The sequence below is a fragment of the Pseudomonas sp. zbq_18 genome, from assembly GCF_043102245.1.
Classification (GTDB): Bacteria; Pseudomonadota; Gammaproteobacteria; order Pseudomonadales; family Pseudomonadaceae; genus Aquipseudomonas.
The window spans coordinates 39,043-56,570 of record NZ_JBICIT010000016.1; the positions used below are offsets into that span (position 1 = coordinate 39,043).

Consider the following 17,528-nt stretch of genomic DNA (forward strand, 5'->3'; position numbering starts at 1 on the left):
CCTGAACATGAAGTACGAATAAACGGCAGAACCCGCGGCCGTGGCGACACGCGGGCTCTGAAGGAAGGCTAGTTCAAACAGGGCCGCCCCGGTTGGCGGGGCGGCTGCGGCTGGAACCGGTTCACGATCGTGTAGCCGATCGTGGACGGGCTCTTACAGCCAGCCGCGTTCCTTGTAGTAGCGCTCGGCACCTTCGTGCAGCGGCGCGGTCAGGCCGACCTTGATCATGTCCTCGGCCTTCAGGTCCTTGAACGCCGGGTGCAGGCGCTTGAAGCGGTCGAGGTTGTCGAACACCGACTTGACCAGCTGGTAGACCACTTCCGGGTCGGCCTTGGCCGAGGTGGACAGCACGGCCTTGCCGCCGATCGACGGGGTGGCGGTGTCATTGCCCTTGTACAGCCCGCCGGGAATCTCGGTCTTGCTGTAGTAGGACTTGTCCGCCAGCAGTTTGTCGATGTCGGCGCCAGTCACTGGCACCAGCACGGCGTCGACGGTGGTGGTGGCTTCCTGGATGGCGCCGTTGGGATGACCGACGAAATAGGTCATGGCGTCGATGTTGTTGTCGCCCAGGGCGCTGGCCTGTTCAGCCGGCTTGAGCTCGGCGGCCAGGGCGAAGGCGGATTTGTCCCAGCCCTTCACGCGCATGATTTCTTCCAGGGTGTCGCGCTGACCGGAACCCGGGTTGCCGATATTCACGCGCTTGCCCTTGAGATCGTCGAAGCTGGCGATCTTGGCGTCACGGCGGGCGAGGATGGTGAACACTTCGCTCTGCAGCGAGAACACCGCGCGGATGTCCTCCATGGCACCTTCCTTTTCGAACGGCGCAACGCCATTCATGGCCTTGAACTGGTGGTCCGACTGCATGATGCCGAAGTTGAATTCGCCACTGCGGATGCCGTTGACGTTGGCCACGCCACCGCCGCTGGCCGGGGCGTTGCACTTGATGCCGTGGTTGGCAGTGTCACGGTTGAGGAAGCGGCAGATGGACTGGCCCGCCACGTAGTACACGCCGGTCTGGCCGCCGGTACCGATGGTGACGAACTTGTCCTGCGCCTGGACCATACCAGGCAGAGAGGCGGCAAGAGCGGCGGATAGGGCCCAGGCCAGGGATTTTCCTTTCATGGATGATCTCCATTTGTTGTTCGGTTTTAAGTGCCGCGACCTTGTGGGTGCGGGGCATGAACCATACAGCCTAGACCCCTCTGATAAAAGCCATGGGAGCTTTTGCTTACGAATCGGGCAATGTACCTGCGGGGTGAAAGAAAAACGGCCCCGGTGGGGCCGTTATCTTCAGCTCAACCAGCCCTCGGCCTTGGCCCGGGCCACCGCCTGGGTGCGCCGCTGTACACCCAGCTTGACGTTGATACGTCGGGCATGGGTTTTCACCGTGTGCAGGGAGATATACAGGCTTTCGGCGATCTGCTGGTTGGAGTGGCCCTGGGCGATCAGGCTGAGCACGGCCAGTTCGCGCTTGCTGAGCAGCGACTCGCTGGCGTTGATCACCTCGTTCTGCCCCGTGGTTTTGCGGCTCAGGCGCTGCAACCAGCCGGGCGCCTGCTGCTCCAGCCATTGCGGCTGACGGTTCAGCAGCGATTGCACCGGCAGTAGCTGTTGTTGTTGCTCGGCCTCCTGCAGGCCCTGCCGCAGCTGTTGCTCGGCCTCATCCGTCTGGTCGAGCAGATACAGGGCTTCGGCCAGGCACAGGCGGGTCTGGGTGGCCAGGCTGGCATGGCCGCTGCGCAGGCACTCGTCCAGCAACTGGCGCAGGGCGAGCAGCGCAGTGGCTTGGTCGCCCAGAGCCATGTTGCTGCGTGCCAGGTACAGCTGGGTACGCGGCAGCAGGTCGTAGAAGCCCGAGGGGGCCTGCAGGTGATCACGTTCGAAGCGCTGTAGCACACGCTGGAACACCTGGCGGGCACGCTCGGCCTGGCCCTGATGCAGCAGCATACGCCCCTGGGCCAGCAGGATGACTTCGCGGTAGCGCACCTCGGGCACGTGCAGCCACTGCATCTGCCGCTCGGCGCGCCGCAGCAGTTGCTGCGCCAGTTCGCTGTCGCCCTCGTACCCGGCCAGTTCGGACAGGCTCAGGTAGCCGAACAGCATGTAGGCATCCTCGCAGGCCTCCGCTTCCTGCAGCCCTTTGCGCAGGCTGGCGCGCGCCGCCTCGCGCTCGCCGCGCTTGTTCAGCAGGGTGCCGCGCAGCAGCAGCAGGCGCGCCAGAACCGGGCCGCGCAGGCCATGCTCCTGCAGCAGTTGCAGGTACTGTTCGGTCTGCTCCAGGGCGCGTCCGGGCTCGCCGGTCATGTTCAGCAAGTGGACGTGGTCGACCCCGAGCAGGGCCTCGAACAGCACGTTGCCGCGCAGACGGGCCAGGCGCAGGCCTTCCTCGCTGTGTTGCTGGGCCAGTGTCAGGTTCTGTTCGGCACAGGCCTGCTGTGCCAGGGCCTGGTGGCAGAGGATGTGCAGCGACCAGGACTCTTCGTCCAGCACGGCCAGGGCCTCGCGGCAATGCTGGGCGGCGCTGGCCAGGCCGCGCTGGCGATGCAGCACGCCAAGCACCGCCTGGTATTCGGCGATCAGCTGCTGCTGGCGGCGGGGGCTGCGTTGCGGCAGAAAGCGCCCGACATCGACCAGGCACTCGTCTACCTCGTCCAGGCGCGTACAGATGATCAACGCCCAGGCCTGCAGCAGGATCAGGCGCGGTGCGCTGGAAAATACTTCGGCCGGCAGTTCGTCACGCCAGTGGAGGAACTGCGCGACGCTCTGGCCGATCAGCAACTGGTCCTGGCCATAGCGTTGCAGGTAGCTGGCAGCGACTTCCGGCTGGCCCGCCAGCAGAGCGTGCTCCACGGCCTCGCGCACATCGCCCTGGCCGGCGAACCACTGGCAGGCCAGTACATGTACATGCTGCGCGCCCTGGGTGGCAGGCAGGCGCTTGAGCAGGCTGGCCAGAGGGCGCCACAGGCGGAACCAGGTGCCGGTGCCGTCGAGGCTGCGCAGGAACAGCTGGCGTTGGCGCAGCTGTTCGAGAATGTGCTCGCCGTCCAACTCTTCCAATAGATGCTGGCACAGGGCTTCGGAGAAGCGCGGGATGCGCGCCAGGATCAGCAGGGCCTGGCGCAGGGTGTCGGGCAGTGCGGCCAGTACTTCTCGCTCGACATACTCCTGCAGCAGCGGTGTGCCGGCAGCCAGGCGTTCGCCGAGCTGGTCGGCATTGCCGCCGAGCAACAGCAGGCAAACGCCGGCCAGCCAGCCTTCGCTGTGTTGCAGCAGCTGTTCCTGCTGTTCGGGCGAGAGTTGCAGTTGGCGGCGTTCGAGTAAGTGGCCGAGTTCATCCTGGTTCAGAGTCAGGGCGTCAGCATCGAGCTCCTGCAGGTCACCCTGCAGCAGCAGGCGGGGCAGGTTCCAGGCTGGCCGTCGACGCCCTCCGATCCACCAGCGCAGGGTGTGCGGGCCACGTTCGAGCAGGTGGTCGAGGCAGGCGTCCAGCTCGGCGCACGGCTGCCGCGGGTAGTCATCGAGAATGATCCACAGCGGCTGTTCGACCCGGCCGAGCAACTGGCTCAGTTCGGCGCAGGGATCGCCGTCGTCATGGCTGAGCTGCAAGGCTGCGGCCAGGCGACCGAGCAAGTCTGCGGGGCTGATGGGGTGGCCGAGTAGATCCAGCCAGACCACGCGGGTATCGGCGGGGGCCTGACGGGCACATTCGTTGAGCAGGACGCTCTTGCCGAAACCGGCGGGGGCGCATACCAGGCTCAGGCGATAGTCGCCAGCCAGCAGTGCCTGGGTCAGGCGCGGGCGGGCGATATGCGCGGCCGGTAGGCGCGGCAAATGGTGTTCCGCGTGCTGTTTGCCAGCAACGGGATGCAAGGCGCGAACCTTGTTCTGCATGGTCGAGGCCTCGGCTGTTTATTTTAGTTGTAGCGAGAGGTCGATCTTATCCGCTCGCCAACTCAATTGGGCAGCACGGATAAAAAAGGCGACCACGAGGGTCGCCTAAAGTCTGGAGCAACGTTGCGTGTGAGTCTCAGCGTACGCCGGCGTTACGCAGCGCGGCCGGAGTGAAGTCCGCGGCGCTGGCGGAAATGCCGTATTGCACTGCGGTCTTTTCTTCGTTGGCCATGCCGATGGCGATGTAGCGGCCGGCAATGATGTCGTACAGCGCCTCGAAGGCGTATACCGGCACCTGCTGGTCGAACTGCTGAGTCAGCATGGCCTGGCCGATGCGCCACAGTTGGCCACGGCCGTCATACAGCTCGGACGAGGCGATCTGCCAGGTGTCTTCGTCGACGAAGAAGCGGCGTTTGGCGTAGATGTTGCGCTCGCCGGCCTTGAGGGTGGCAACGACTTCCCATACGCGGTGCAGCTCGTAGCGGGCCAGGTCCTGGTTGGTGTGGCCGGGCTTGAGGATGTCGGCGTACTTCACTTTCGGCGAGGTCAGCTCGAAGTTGTTGTACGGGATGTACATCTCGCGCTTGCCCACCAGCTTCCAGTCGTAACGATCCGGCGCACCGTTGAACATGTCGAAGTTGTCCGAGGTACGCATGCCGTCGGCGGCAGTACCCGGGCCGTCGTAGGCCACCTGCGGGGCGCGGCGCACGCGGCGCTGGCCAGCGTTGTAGATCCAGGCCATGCGCGGCTCGGCGATCTGGTCCAGCGAGTCGTGTACCAGCAGTACGTTACCGGCCAGGCGCGCCGGCGCGGTTACACGCTGCTTGAAGAACAGCAGAGCGTTGGCTGCTTTCTTCTCGTCCAGGCCCTTCATGCCGGTCGGGAAGGCAATTTCGTCCTCGAAGTTGACCAGGCTGTAGCTGCCGTTGGTTTGCGGGGCTGCCTGCACGATGTTGCGCTTGAGGTTGCCGCCGCGATAACGGGTGATGTGGTTCCAGATTACTTCCAGGCCGTTTTGCGGAATCGGGAAGGCATAGTAACGGCTGTCGGCGAAGCCTTTCAGGCCGTTGCCGCCATCGATCAGCGAAGTGTTGAGCGCGCTTTTCTTGGCCGCTTCATAGATTTCCGGCGGCAGCGCAGCGCTGCGGCGGCTGGTGTAGACCGGCATCTTGAAGGTTTCGGGATAGCGCTTGAACATGGCCAGCTGGCCTTCGTTCAGCTTGTCCTTGTACTGGTCGACATTCTGCGCAGTGATGGTGAACAGCGGCTGGTCACCCGCGTAGGGGTTTTCCACGAAACCACCGGATAGTACTGCCGCGGCGTCCTTGGCCAGACCGCCGGTCCAGGCCGGGATGCTACCGTCGGCGTTCCCGGATTTCTCAGCGCCGGTCGGGGTCAGGCTGGTGCCCAGTTTGGCCGCTTCCTCGGGCGACACTGCGGCGAGCACGCTGCTGGCCAGCAGGGACAGGGTGAGGGCGGTGATCAGTTGTCTTGTTTTTCTCATGGTGATCGGATCCCTTAGAAGTTCACGCCGAAGCTGAGCGCGATGAAGTCGCGGTCAGTCTGGGTGTTGTAGTCGCCATCGAAGAAGTCGGTGTAGCTCAGGCTGGCGGTGTAGGTATTCAGGTAGTCGGCATCGACGCCGACGCTGATGGCCTTGGAGCCTTCGTTGAACACCGGGCCGTAACCGTCGACGTCATGCGCCCAGGCCACGTTGGGCTTGAGGTTGATCCCGGCGAAAACGTTGCTGTACTCGAGGATGCCGCGAGCGCGGTAGCCCCAGGACGTATTGGTGAAGAAACCGTGGGTGCCGTATTCCTCGCGTGCAGCGATGTTGGAGGCAGCGGTGCCATGTGGTGAGCCGTAGATGGAGTCGCGGCCGTAGGCGACGTCGTCACGGCTTTCCAGGCCACCGATGCTGGTCATGCCGACTTCACCTACCAGGGTCAGACGCGAGGCGCCCAGTACCTGGTCGAAGAAGTGAGTCATGGTGGTTTGTGCCTGGGTCACTTCCTTGCGGTTGTAGCCTTTGCTGACGACGCCGGCCTGGGCCAGGGCGCCGGCAAAACCACCGGTGGCCAGGCCGCCGGCGACTGTGGTGGCCAGCTTGGCGGTCATGTCGGTACCGTTGATGCCCAGCGGCATGTTCGGACGGTAGCTGACTTCACCGGTCCAGGCGGTGCCGGTAGGCAGGGTGGTGGAGAAGCTCAGGCCATACAGGCGGATGTCCTCGGGGTATTCGAGGTAGTACTGCCCACGCCCCAAGAGAATCGGCTGGGCGAGAGCACCGCCTGCCAGGGTGAACGCCGTGGTGATGTCGGCCGCGCTGGCGTTCTGGAACATCGCATTGGGCGTACGGCTGTGATAGTTCATGAAGTAAGCGCCGTATTCGGTGTCGTCACCGAGCCAGCGCAGGGCCGCACCCCACTGGCCGTCGTCGCGCGCATCGCGGTCACCGCCGCGAGGTACTACCAGACCCTCAGGATTAACGGTCACGCCTTGTGATGCCAGCAGACCGCTGAGTCCGTTAAGAGTGGCGACCGTGTTCGCGTCGAGAATGGTGTAATTGGTATCGCAGCCGTCGGCGACCACATCGCTCGAAGCGAAGAAGGTGCCGCAATTGTCGATGACGGTCTGGTCCCATTCCAGCTGGTAGAAGGCTTCAGCCGAGAGCTGGTCGGTGATGGTCTGCGACATGTAGAACATGTTGACCGGAATCAGACCTTCCTTGATTTCAGCGCCTGGGCGGCGGAAAGCGGCGGCATCGACCGGGTTGATCGAGTTGATGCTGTTGCCGATGAAGGTGCTCTCACCCCAGCTGACCACCTGCTTGCCGAGGCGTACGGTGCCCGGCATGTCGCCAATGGCGTAGTTGTGGTAGACGAAGGCGTCGAGGATTTCCGCACCGGAGGCCTGCGCGGCTTCCTTACGGTTGTGGTCGTCGATGTCCTTGAACAGACGGCTCTCGTCCTTCAGCTCGAAGTCGTACCAGTACTTGCCGCGCACGAATACGCCGGTGTCGCCGTATTTCAGCTCGAGGTCGTGAATACCTTTGAAGATTTTCGAGAAGGTTTCGCCCTTCTTGAAGTTGAGGCGACCGTCATCACCGGTTTGGGTGAAGCCGGTGCCGCCGTTGGCGGTACCGATCAGGTCCTTGTCCGGGCTGGCAGTGGACCAGCTGGCGCCAACCGACAGCGATGAGTCGAGTTGGCCTTCGATTTCCCCGATGTTGAAGTTGATGGCGTGGGCCGGAGCGGCAGTGCCCAGGGCGACTGCAAGGGCGAGGGTGTGCGGCTGGAAGATTCCGGGCCTTTTTATTCTTGTCATGAGGCTCTCCAAGTGTTGGGTGGAACTGCTGTGCACCCTACCCAGCGGATGACAGCCTCATAAGCGCACCAAGGGAGTATTTTTGGTGTAGCTCCAAAGTACTAATGGCCTTGATTGATGGGGCTTTTGCTCTGCCAAAAGTTCGGTGAATGCTTGGCTATCAGAGGTATGGGTATGGCTGCCGATGTACAGGTGCGAGTCGGCAAAGAGGCAATAAAAAACCCCGCATCTGCGGGGTTTTTTATTGTGTGTGAACTGGATCAGGCGGGCTGTGTCGACCATTGCTGCAGACGCACCAGGCTGTCGCGGTAGGGGCTCAGGCCGCGCCAGAGCAGCAGTACCGAGCCAAACACGGCCAGAGTGGTGACGATCAGCAACGAGTAACGCAGGGCGTTGTCGTCGGCGAACACATAATCGGTAACCAGTGCCACGGCGGTAGGGCCCAGGCCCAGGCCGAACAGCGTGATGACAAACAGGTAGATGGCCGAGGCCTGGCCGCGCATCGAGTTGGGCATGATTTCCTGAATGGCGGCCGGCGCTACGCCAAAGGGCATGCTCAGACAGAAAATGGTAGGCGCCAGCAGTACGGTGGCCCAGAGTGCGTTGGGCATCAGTGGGAAGATAAGTACCAGCGGTAGCGCTCCCATTGCGGCGTAAAGTCCCACCCGCATGTTGGCGTCAGTGCGCCCGCGCTTGGCCAGCCAGTCGGCCAGTCGGCCGCCAAAGACGATGCCGATGCAGCCGAACACGGCCACCAGGCTGCCGTAGATGATGCCGACCTGCCCGGCATCCCATCCGTAAGTACGAATGTAGAAAGTCGGAATCCAGGCGGCACTGCCGTAGCCGGCGAAGGACAGCCCGGCGAAGCCGAAGTTGTGGCACAGCACGGTGCGGCGGTTGCTGCGGATGTAGCGGCCTACTTCTGCCAGGGGCACGGATACGCCGGCTCCGGCACCGCGCCGCGCGGGTTCTTTCACGGCCAGCATCAACAAGGTGAACAGGATTCCGGCGGCGCCGAGGATGAGGAATATCAGTTGCCAGGGGCGTACTTCTCCGAACACGGGTAGCACGACATCGCCTTGGGCCGAGGCGAACTGGATCACCAGGCCGCCAAGCAGGAAGGCGATCCCTGAGCCGAGGTAGACCCCCATACCGTAGACCGCCATGGCCGTGGCGCGGCGGTTGGGCGGGAAGCTGTCGGCGATCAGCGAGTAGGCGGCGGGCGACAGTGCCGCTTCGCCGACACCGACGCCGATGCGGCAGAACAGGAACTGCCAATACTGTTTGGCCAAGCCGCAGGCGGCAGTGGCCGCGCTCCAGAAGATGATGCCGAAGGCGATCAGGCCACGGCGGCTCTTGGTATCCGCCAGACGTCCGAGTGGAATGCCGCAGATGGTGTAGAACAGCGCGAAGGACAGGCCCATCAGCAGGCTCATCTCGGTATCGCTGATGGCCAGATCGCGGCGGATGGGGCCGACCAGCAGATTGAGGATCTGTCGGTCGATAAAGGACAGTACGTAGGCGACCATCAAAATGGTCACGGTGATCCAGGCAGAAAGACTGGAGGGGTAGCCGTTGTTGTTATTGGACACTGGCAGGGCTCCTCGACCATCAGGCAAAAGGGGGATGGTCAGAGTAGACCTGCGGTTTGCGGGTTTAGTATCGCTCGTAAGTGTTATCACCCTGCTGAATCAGGGTGATAACCCTCCATTGATGATTTCAAGATGTCTCAAAGCCCTGCCGTAGACGCCTGGCTGCCTCAAGCAGCAGCGCTTCGCTGGCACTCCAGCCCAGGCAGGCGTCGGTGATCGACTGGCCGTAGCGCAATGCCGGTTGCAGGGGCTGGCAGCCATCGATGAGGTGGCTTTCCAGCATCACGCCTCGTAGTGACAGTTCACCCGCCAGGCGCTGGCGTAGCACTTCGTGTAGCACCTCGGGTTGGCGCGCCGGGTCCTTGCCGCTGTTGGCGTGGCTGCAATCGACCATGATGCTTGGTAGCAGGCCACGCTTGCCCAGGGTGTTGCGGGCGACAGCGACCTGCTCGGCCCTGTAGTTCGGCCCCTGATGTCCTCCGCGCAGCACCAGGTGAGTGTGCGGGTTGCCCTGGCTGTGCAGCAGCGCCGGTCGGCCCTGCTCATCCAGACCGAAATGACGATGGCCCTGAGCGGCGGCCTGCATGGCGTCGCAGGCGATGGCCAGATCACCGTCGGTGCCGTTCTTGAAACCCACCGGCAGGTCGAGGCCGCTGACCATTTCGCGATGGATCTGCGACTCGCTGGTGCGTGCGCCAATCGCCGCCCAGCCGAGCAGATCGTCGATATAGGCGGCGGCCAGTGGTTGTAGCAGTTCGCTGGCCAGCGGCAGGCCCAGGCGCAGCAGGTCGAGCAGCAGGCCGCGCGACAGGCGCAGGCCTTCGTCGGCGCTGCCGCTGCCATCCAGGTACGGGTCGAACAGCAGACCCTTCCAGCCCACCGTCGTGCGTGGCTTTTCCAGGTAGGCGCGCATCACCAGCAGCAGCTGGTCGCCGACTTCTTCCTGCAGGGAGGCCAGGCGCTGGCCGTAGTCGAGGGCGGATGCGGGGTCGTGCAGTGAGCAGGGGCCGATCACCACCAGTAGGCGTGGGTCGCGGCCGGCGAGGATGGCGCGGATGGCCGCGCGTTGCTGGTGCACGCGCTCGGCGAGCAGCGGGTCGAGGGGTAGCTGCTGGCGCAGCTGGGCGGGAGTGGGCAGGGCTTCGGCGCGGGGTTTGGCAGTGGCGACGAGATTCAGCGGAGCATTCATGTTCGGCAGTCCTTGGCCGGCGGCAGTGCCGCGCGGCGCTAGCGAGGTGTTCGGCAGTCGGTTCGGAGCGGGTGGGCGAAGCGGCTAAATCGCCAGGCGGAGCTGCGGTAACGGTATGCGGTCATGTCGGTTTCCTCGGTGAAAACAAAACCCCCGGTCGGGTGGCCGACCGGGGGTTTTGGGGAAACTCTCTGGTGGCGACCCGGGTGTGCGGGGCGCCTGTGGGGTATCAGGCGCGCCCGTGGCTAAACCAGTACCCATAGAAATACGCGCGCACGGCCGACAGCGCTGCGGCACGCGGAGCGGGGCAGACGAGGGCAAGGTGTGGGCGAAGGTTCATGGAATCGGTTTCTCCTGAAAGCTGGGCTCAACGCTACCCGGCTGAGGCGGGCAGCGCAAGCGCCGGTTACACCACGCCCTGTTCGCGCAGACGGGCGATAGTGGCTTCATCCAGATTCAGCAGGCGCTGCAGGATGGCGGCCGAGTGCTCGCCCAGCAGCGGTGGCGCCGAGCGGTATTCCACCGGTGTATCCGACAGGCGCAACGGGCTGGCCACCTGTGGTGTGCTGCTGCCAAGGCCATTGGCCAGGTCCAGACGCAGGCCGCGGGCCTGCACCTGCGGGTCGGCGAACACCTGGGCCAGGTCATTGATCGGACCACAAGGCACGCCGGCCGCCTCCAGCAGGGTGATCCATTCGGCGGTGGTTTTGAACACCGTGGCCTGGCGCAGCAGCGGGATCAGCTCGGCGCGGTGGGCGACCCGGGCCTTGTTGCTGGAAAAGCGCGGGTCGTCGGCCAAAGCCGGTAGGCCGGCGACCTCGCAAAACTTGCGGAACTGCCCGTCATTGCCCACCGCCAGGATGAAGTCGCCGTCGGCGCTGGGGAAATCCTGGTAGGGCACGATGTTCGGGTGGGCGTTACCGAGGCGCTTGGGGGCGTTGCCGGTGGCCAGGTAGTTCATCGCCTGGTTGGCCAGGCAGGCCACCTGTACGTCGAGCAGCGCTACATCGATGTATTGGCCCTGCCCGGTTTGTTCGCGGGCGTTGAGCGCGGCCAGCACACCGATGGTGGCGTACAGGCCGGTAAGAATGTCGGTGAGGGCGACGCCGACCTTCATGGGGCCGGCGCCGTCCTCGCCATCGGGTTTGCCGGTCAGGCTCATCAGCCCGCCGAGGCCCTGGATCATGAAGTCATAACCTGCCCGCTTGGCGTAGGGCCCGTCCTGCCCGAAGCCGGTGATGGAGCAGTAGATCAGTCGCGGGTTGACCGCTTTCAGCGATTCGTAGTCGAGGCCGTAGGCCTTGAGGCCGCCGACCTTGAAGTTCTCCAGCAGCACATCGCACTGCGCCGCCAGCTCGCGCACCAGGCGCTGACCCTCGGGCTGGGTGAAGTCCAGGGTCAGCGACTGCTTGTTGCGGTTGGCGCACTGGAAGTAGGCGGCCTCGCGGCTGTCGTTGCCCTCGGCATCCTTGATATAGGGCGGGCCCCAGTGGCGGGTGTCGTCACCCGAGCCGGGGCGCTCGACCTTGATCACCTCGGCGCCGAGGTCGGCGAGGATCTGCCCGGCCCAGGGACCGGCGAGCACGCGGGACAGGTCGAGGACACGGATTTTCGACAGGGCGCCGGGCATAAGAATCTCTCGGAGGAATCCCCTCTCCCGCTGGCGGGAGAGCGTTAGGGAGAGGGAAGGTTGTTGCGCCTGAACTCCGCCCTCTCCCCCGGCCCCTCTCCCATGAATGGGCGAGGGGAGAAAGCGTGCGCGCAGCCAAGGTGACTCAGAAAAACGCCTGCAGGCCGGTCTGCGCGCGGCCGAGGATCAGCGCGTGCACATCATGGGTGCCCTCGTAGGTGTTGACCACTTCGAGGTTGACCAGGTGGCGGGCCACGCCGAATTCGTCGCTGATGCCGTTGCCGCCCATCATGTCGCGGGCCATGCGGGCGATATCCAGCGCCTTGCCGCAGCTGTTGCGCTTCATGATCGAGGTGATTTCCACCGCGGCGGTGCCCTCGTCCTTCATCCGGCCCAGGCGCAGGCAGCCCTGCAGTGCAAGCGTAATTTCGGTCTGCATGTCGGCCAGCTTCTTCTGGATCAGCTGGGTCTGTGCCAGCGGGCGGCCGAACTGGGTGCGGTCCAGGGTGTACTGACGTGCGGTGTGCCAGCAGAACTCGGCGGCGCCCAGCGCGCCCCAGCTGATGCCGTAGCGCGCGGAGTTGAGGCAGGTGAACGGGCCTTTCAGGCCGCGCACGTCAGGGAAGGCGTTCTCTTCCGGGCAGAACACGTTGTCCATGACGATTTCGCCGGTGATCGAGGCGCGCAGGCCGACCTTGCCGTGGATCGCCGGGGCGCTCAGGCCCTCCCAGCCTTTCTCCAGCACGAAGCCGCGGATCTCGCCGGCATCGTCCTTGGCCCAGACCACGAAGACGTCGGCAATCGGGCTGTTGGTGATCCACATCTTGCTGCCGGTCAGGCGGTAGCCGCCGTCGACCTTCTTGGCGCGGGTGATCATCGAGCCCGGGTCGGAGCCGTGGTTCGGCTCGGTCAGGCCGAAGCAGCCGATATATTCGCCGCTGGCCAGCTTGGGCAGGTATTTTTGCTTGGTCGCTTCGTTGCCGAACTCGAAGATCGGCACCATCACCAGCGACGACTGCACGCTCATCATCGAGCGGTAGCCGGAGTCGATGCGTTCCACTTCGCGGGCGATCAGGCCGTAGCACACGTAGTTGAGGCCGCTGCCGCCGTAGGTTTCCGGGATGGTGGCGCCGAGCAGGCCGGTCTCGCCCATCTCGCGGAAGATCTTCGGATCGGTCTGCTCATGGCGGAAGGCCTCCAGCACGCGCGGGGCCAGCTTGTCGGCGGCGAACTGCTGGGCGCTGCCCTGCACCATGCGTTCTTCTTCGGTCAGCTGTTGATCCAGCAGCAGCGGGTCGATCCAGTTGAAGCTTGCCTTGGCGGCCATGGGCGAATCCTCGAAAGGTGGCAGTGAAGGGCCGGCGCGCTGGCCGGGCAGTGAGGAAAGCCTAGGCCCATGGGGCGGGTGCGGCAAACGAGTAATTTGCACGCTGTTGTGCGTATTGCTCACTCCGAGATAGCCTTTTGAGGCATTTTCAGCGATTCAGAGTGAGGTCTTGGCATTTATATGCGTCGCAAGATTCCCAGCACCGCGGCCCTGGTGGCCTTCGAGTCGGCCGCCCGCCATCAGAGCTTCACCCAGGCCGCCGAGGAGCTGGCGCTGACCCAGAGCGCCATCTGCCGGCAGATCGCCGGGCTGGAGGAATTCCTCGGCGTCGAGCTGTTCCGCCGCTCGCGGCGCGGGGTCAAGCTGACCGAGGCCGGCCTCACCTACAGCCGCAAAGTGGCCGCGCAACTCGACGCCGTGGAGCGCGACACTCTCGCCGCCATGGGCCAGCAGGGTGCGCAGAGCCTGGAGCTGGCGGTGGTGCCGACGTTCGCCACCCAGTGGCTGGTGCCGCGGCTGAAGGATTTCCAGCGGTTGCATCCGGAAGTCACTGTGCACCTGACCAACCGTACCCGGCCGTTCCTGTTCGCCGACACCGCCTTCGATGCCGCCATCTACTTCGGCGACGGCGACTGGTCCGGCACCGAGAGCCACTACCTGATGCCTGAGGAGCCGCTGCCGGTATGCAGCCCTGCGCTGCTGGCGGGTCGTGAGCCGTTCAGCGCCGCTGAGCTGGCCGCACTGCCGTTGCTGCAACAAAGCACCCGACCCTATGCCTGGCGGCAGTGGTTCAACGCCCAGGGGCTCAACGTACCGCGCGACCTTTCCGGGCCGCGCTACGAGCTCTTCTCCATGCTGGCCCAGGCCGCCGCGCACGGCATGGGCGTGGCGCTGATTCCGCCTTTTCTGATCGAGAGTGAACTGGCCGAGGGGAGGCTGGTTGCGGCGCATCCGACGGCGCTGCACAGCAGTGACAAGGCCTATCGGCTGATGATTCCCGAGCGCAAGTTGGAGTCGGCCGCGCTGGGGGCTTTTCGTGACTGGCTACTGGCAGCGGCGCAGGCCTATCGGGAAGCGCGGGCGGGTAGTGCGGTTTAGCTGCGCAGAGGTCGCCTGAAAAGCATCGTGGCTAAAGCCACTTCCAGGAAGAGCCGCATCTCTGCGGCCGGACGTGCAGCACCGAAGGCCAGCGAGGCCGACTATTCCGCCTGCCGTAGGGCTTCACTACGTTCAATCACGCAGCCAAGGTCAGCCGTGGCGAGTTTGGAATGAATACGCTGCGATGAACCTTTCGTCGGATATGGAAGCTGTTGGCCGGATTACCCTGCCGATTGCCGCACAGCTTGGGGTAGCGATACTCGCGAGGCGATTTCGACGCTGCTAGTCTTGCCAGTTCCGGATACCAATAACCATTAAATCCGAGAGCTTATGCTAGGGCGTTCATTCCTTTTCTGCGCATTGTTGTTGGCAGCAGCCCAGGCCAGTGCGCTGACTATCTACAAATATGTCGACAAGCACGGGACGGTCACTTATAGCGACAAGGCCGTGCCCGGTGCCCAGGTGTTCGTGTTCCGCGACCGTATGGTGGAGAAGCTCGACAATCTGGTGAAGCTGGAAACCAAGAAGCACGCTGCCGGCGAGACGCTGTTGGTGCGTAACGACCTGTACGCGCCGGTAGAAATCGAGCTGCGCCTGGACAAGGTCAGCAACGCGGTCGGTGCGCCGGATGCGCCCATTCGTTGGGTACTGCCGCCGCGTAGCAAGATTCGCCTGCTCACCCTGGCTCCGCAGGATGCCGGCAAGCCACTGCGCTACAAGCCGCGCCTGCGTTACGCCATGGGTGACCCACGTCTGCAGCCGCAGGTCTATCGCTACCCGCTGCCCTGGCGCGGAGGTCCGTTCAAACTGACCCAGGGGGCCAACGGCCGCTACAGCCACTACACCCCCAAAGGGCGTTACGCCATGGACATCGCCATGCCTGAGGGCACGCCTATCCTCGCCGCGCGCGGCGGCATGGTGGTGAAGACCGAAAATCATCAGAGTGGCCGGGGCAACAACCCTTCCGGCAACTTTGTGCGCATCCTGCATGACGACGGCACCATGGGCGTCTATCTGCACCTGATGCGCGGTTCGGTCAGCGTGCGTGAAGGACAGCGTGTCACTTCCGGTACGCCAATTGCCCGTTCCGGCAACACCGGCAACAGCACCGGGCCGCACCTGCATTTCGTGGTGCAGCGCAATGTCGGTCTGGCCCTTGAATCCATCCCCTTCAACTTTGCCCAGCCGGTAGACAGCCTGCCCAATTTTGCCTTGGGTGGCGAATAGCCATTACGTTCGGCTTGCGCGCGGGCTCTTTAACGGCGATGGTTAGCGCACTGTCCAGTCGAGGGAAGCGTAGTTGCCAATCCGCCTGCTTTTCCTGCTGTTCTGCCTACTGCCGAGTCTCGGCAGTGCCGCCGCATTGGAGCTGAATGAGCAGAGCACGGCGCTGCGTCTGGCTTCCCAATTGGAATACCTGTTGCCTGAGCAAGAGCTGGATTTCGCCGGCGCCAGCCAGGCACAAGGCTGGCAGACGGTCAAAGGCTCGTCGTTGAGTCTGGGTCGTCAGGCGGGGGCGGTGTGGGTGCGCCTGCAGGTCCATAACGCTTCTGCGCAGAGTGATTGGCGTCTGCTGGTGGAGTGGCCGATCCTCGATCTGATCGAGTTGCGTACCCTGGAGTCTGCCACGGGGCTGTGGAGCCCGCTGCAGCAGGCGGGGGATCACCTGCCGCTCAGTGCCTGGCCGCAGGCCACCCGTCAGCCGACCTTTCCACTGCTCCTGCCGGCCGGCGAAAGCCGCTGGATCTATCTGCGTCTGCACAGCGAGGAGAACCTGGTAGCGCCCATGCAGCTGCTGACCAAGGACGCCTTTGACCAGCAGGAGCTAACCCAGCGCATGCTGCTCGGCCTGTTCTTCGGCGCCATGCTCGCGGTGCTGCTGTACAACGCCAGCCTGTTTCTGTTTACCGGCAGCCAGAGCTATGTCTGGTACACCTTCTATCTGCTGGCAGTGGTGGTCTACGAACTGGCCCTGAGTGGTTTTGGCATTGTCTATTTGTGGCCCGAACTGGGCCGGCCGGCCGCCATGATCTATGGCTTTTCGGCGATCTGGAGTTTTCTCGCCGCGACCATATTCGTGCGCAGTTTTCTGCGCATTCCCCACTACGGTGGCTGGGTGCTGTGGGCCAACAACCTGCTGCTCGGCTACTGGTTGCTGGCGATGCTGCTGCTGGTGCTGCGCCCGCAATGGCTGCATGGCTTTGGTGTAAACCTGGTTGCGCTGCTGAGTTGTGTGGTCGCCGTGGCCACTGCGATCAGTCTGTGGCGACGGGGTAACCGCTCCGCGCCTCTGTTCGCCGTGGCCTGGGGTTTTCTGATTTTCTGCACCCTGGTGCATGTAGCGGCGCTGCAGGGTGCACTGCCAGTCAACCCGCTGACGCTGCGGATTCAGACCCTGGGTTTCTTCGCCGAATTCATCCTGCTGTCGGTGGCACTGGCCGAGCGTATCAACAGCGAGCGCAAGGCACGCATCCTCGCCCAGGGCGACCTGATCAGCGAGCGCGAAGCGCGTCTGGCCAGCCAGCAACAGCTATTGGAAGAACAGGCACGGGCCAACGAGGAACTGGAGCGCCGGGTACTGGCGCGAACCGCCGAGTTGCAGCAGTCCACCCGCGAACTGGCCCAGGCCAATGCTGAGCTGACCCGCCTGAGCAATACCGATGCCCTGACCCAACTGGCCAATCGCCGCCACTGCGACCAGCAATTGGCGCAGCAGGCCAATGAGCCGCTGGCGGTGATGGTGATCGACATCGACCACTTCAAGCGCATCAACGACACCTATGGCCATCCCTTCGGCGACCGGTGCATCAGTGCTGTGGCCGAAGTGCTGCGCCATAGCGCCCGGCGCAGTGGCGATCTGGCCGCGCGCTACGGTGGCGAAGAGTTTTTCCTGCTGCTCAGCGGCGCCTCCTGCGAGGCCGGTATGGCGCGCGCCGAGCAGATTAGAGCCGAGGTTGAGGCACTGACCCTGCAGTACCGCGGCATTCCGGTGCCGCTGACCATCAGCATCGGCCTGGCTTGCCACGACGCCTCGGGCGAGTTGCACATGCAGGCGCTGATCGATGCCGCCGACAAGGCGCTCTACGCGGCCAAGGGCGCCGGGCGTAACCGGGTTTGCCGCGCAGAGTAGTACGACCCTTGGTCGGTAATCAGGGACAGGTGGTGTCAGCGCGTTAAGGTGAAAGAACGCCCACCCGCCGCTTGAGCGAGGCCAAGACCATGAACAACCTGCACTGCACCTATCGCGACCACGCCATCAGCGCATCCATTATCGAGCACCCCGGTATCCCCACGCCCTGGGCTGCTGGCTGCCAGATCACCCTGCCGGACGGGCAGGCTACCCGGCGTATTCCCCTGCCGATGAAGAGCGCCTTCCTCGCCGACCTGGAGAGCGCCCAGCACGCTGCGCTGGCCCATGGTAAATGGCTGGTGGATCAGCATCTGGATAGCGGTCGGGCACTCAGCTGACGCTCA

At 64.1% G+C, this 17,528-nt stretch carries 12 protein-coding genes; 4 read left to right on the forward strand and 8 right to left on the reverse strand.

The features are described from left to right. Positions 1–153: 153 nt before the first annotated feature. The 8 genes from ACF8C6_RS12795 to ACF8C6_RS12830 all read right to left on the reverse strand — a co-directional run bounded on the left by ACF8C6_RS12795 (position 154) and on the right by ACF8C6_RS12830 (position 12,956). Positions 154–1,122: a TAXI family TRAP transporter solute-binding subunit gene (locus ACF8C6_RS12795; RefSeq protein ID WP_392499643.1), complete on the reverse strand. Its 969-nt coding sequence runs from the start codon at positions 1,120–1,122 to the stop codon at positions 154–156. A gap of 168 nt (positions 1,123–1,290) precedes the next feature. Then, positions 1,291–3,891: a LuxR C-terminal-related transcriptional regulator gene (locus ACF8C6_RS12800; RefSeq protein WP_392499644.1), complete on the reverse strand. Its 2,601-nt coding sequence runs from the start codon at positions 3,889–3,891 to the stop codon at positions 1,291–1,293. Between the two features lie 136 nt (positions 3,892–4,027). Further along, complete coding sequence (locus tag ACF8C6_RS12805) at positions 4,028–5,395, reverse strand: DUF1329 domain-containing protein (RefSeq protein ID WP_392499645.1); 1,368 nt, start codon at positions 5,393–5,395, stop codon at positions 4,028–4,030. Positions 5,396–5,409: 14 nt separating this feature from the next. After that, positions 5,410–7,218 carry a DUF1302 domain-containing protein gene (locus ACF8C6_RS12810; RefSeq protein WP_392499646.1) on the reverse strand — a complete coding sequence of 603 codons (1,809 nt, stop codon included), beginning with the start codon at positions 7,216–7,218 and terminating at the stop codon, positions 5,410–5,412. A gap of 260 nt (positions 7,219–7,478) precedes the next feature. Then, positions 7,479–8,810 (reverse strand): MFS transporter, encoded by a 1,332-nt coding sequence (locus ACF8C6_RS12815; RefSeq protein ID WP_277689707.1) that lies wholly within the window; start codon positions 8,808–8,810, stop codon positions 7,479–7,481. 127 nt (positions 8,811–8,937) lie between these two features. Continuing rightward, positions 8,938–9,999 (reverse strand): 3-deoxy-7-phosphoheptulonate synthase, encoded by a 1,062-nt coding sequence (locus ACF8C6_RS12820; RefSeq protein WP_392499647.1) that lies wholly within the window; start codon positions 9,997–9,999, stop codon positions 8,938–8,940. A 406-nt stretch (positions 10,000–10,405) separates the two neighbouring features. After that, complete coding sequence (locus tag ACF8C6_RS12825) at positions 10,406–11,629, reverse strand: CaiB/BaiF CoA transferase family protein (RefSeq protein ID WP_392499648.1); 1,224 nt, start codon at positions 11,627–11,629, stop codon at positions 10,406–10,408. Positions 11,630–11,774: 145 nt separating this feature from the next. Continuing rightward, positions 11,775–12,956 carry an acyl-CoA dehydrogenase gene (locus ACF8C6_RS12830; protein WP_392499649.1) on the reverse strand — a complete coding sequence of 394 codons (1,182 nt, stop codon included), beginning with the start codon at positions 12,954–12,956 and terminating at the stop codon, positions 11,775–11,777. Positions 12,957–13,136: 180 nt separating this feature from the next. On the opposite strand from ACF8C6_RS12830, the gene gcvA reads away from it, so the two are divergent. The 4 genes from gcvA to ACF8C6_RS12850 all read left to right on the forward strand — a co-directional run bounded on the left by gcvA (position 13,137) and on the right by ACF8C6_RS12850 (position 17,522). Then, positions 13,137–14,054 (forward strand): transcriptional regulator GcvA, encoded by a 918-nt coding sequence (gene gcvA, locus ACF8C6_RS12835; RefSeq protein WP_392499650.1) that lies wholly within the window; start codon positions 13,137–13,139, stop codon positions 14,052–14,054. 330 nt (positions 14,055–14,384) lie between these two features. Further along, entirely contained in the window at positions 14,385–15,281 is an 897-nt protein-coding gene (locus ACF8C6_RS12840) for a peptidoglycan DD-metalloendopeptidase family protein (RefSeq protein ID WP_392499651.1), read from the forward strand. Positions 15,282–15,354: 73 nt separating this feature from the next. Beyond that, complete coding sequence (locus ACF8C6_RS12845) at positions 15,355–17,184, forward strand: diguanylate cyclase (RefSeq protein WP_392499652.1); 1,830 nt, start codon at positions 15,355–15,357, stop codon at positions 17,182–17,184. 89 nt (positions 17,185–17,273) lie between these two features. Next, positions 17,274–17,522 (forward strand): hypothetical protein, encoded by a 249-nt coding sequence (locus ACF8C6_RS12850; RefSeq protein WP_392499653.1) that lies wholly within the window; start codon positions 17,274–17,276, stop codon positions 17,520–17,522. Positions 17,523–17,528 lie beyond the last annotated feature (6 nt).

Bases quoted from the DNA above. Each gene is read 5' to 3' on its own strand.
- ACF8C6_RS12795 (WP_392499643.1), bottom strand. From the start codon at position 1,122: ATGAAAGGAAAATCCCTGGCCTGGGCCCTATCCGCCGCTCTTGCCGCC.
- ACF8C6_RS12800 (WP_392499644.1), bottom strand. From the start codon at position 3,891: ATGCAGAACAAGGTTCGCGCCTTGCATCCCGTTGCTGGCAAACAGCAC.
- ACF8C6_RS12805 (WP_392499645.1), bottom strand. From the start codon at position 5,395: ATGAGAAAAACAAGACAACTGATCACCGCCCTCACCCTGTCCCTGCTG.
- ACF8C6_RS12810 (WP_392499646.1), bottom strand. From the start codon at position 7,218: ATGACAAGAATAAAAAGGCCCGGAATCTTCCAGCCGCACACCCTCGCC.
- ACF8C6_RS12820 (WP_392499647.1), bottom strand. From the start codon at position 9,999: ATGAATGCTCCGCTGAATCTCGTCGCCACTGCCAAACCCCGCGCCGAA.
- ACF8C6_RS12825 (WP_392499648.1), bottom strand. From the start codon at position 11,629: ATGCCCGGCGCCCTGTCGAAAATCCGTGTCCTCGACCTGTCCCGCGTG.
- ACF8C6_RS12830 (WP_392499649.1), bottom strand. From the start codon at position 12,956: ATGGCCGCCAAGGCAAGCTTCAACTGGATCGACCCGCTGCTGCTGGAT.
- gcvA (WP_392499650.1), top strand. From the start codon at position 13,137: ATGCGTCGCAAGATTCCCAGCACCGCGGCCCTGGTGGCCTTCGAGTCG.
- ACF8C6_RS12840 (WP_392499651.1), top strand. From the start codon at position 14,385: ATGCTAGGGCGTTCATTCCTTTTCTGCGCATTGTTGTTGGCAGCAGCC.
- ACF8C6_RS12850 (WP_392499653.1), top strand. From the start codon at position 17,274: ATGAACAACCTGCACTGCACCTATCGCGACCACGCCATCAGCGCATCC.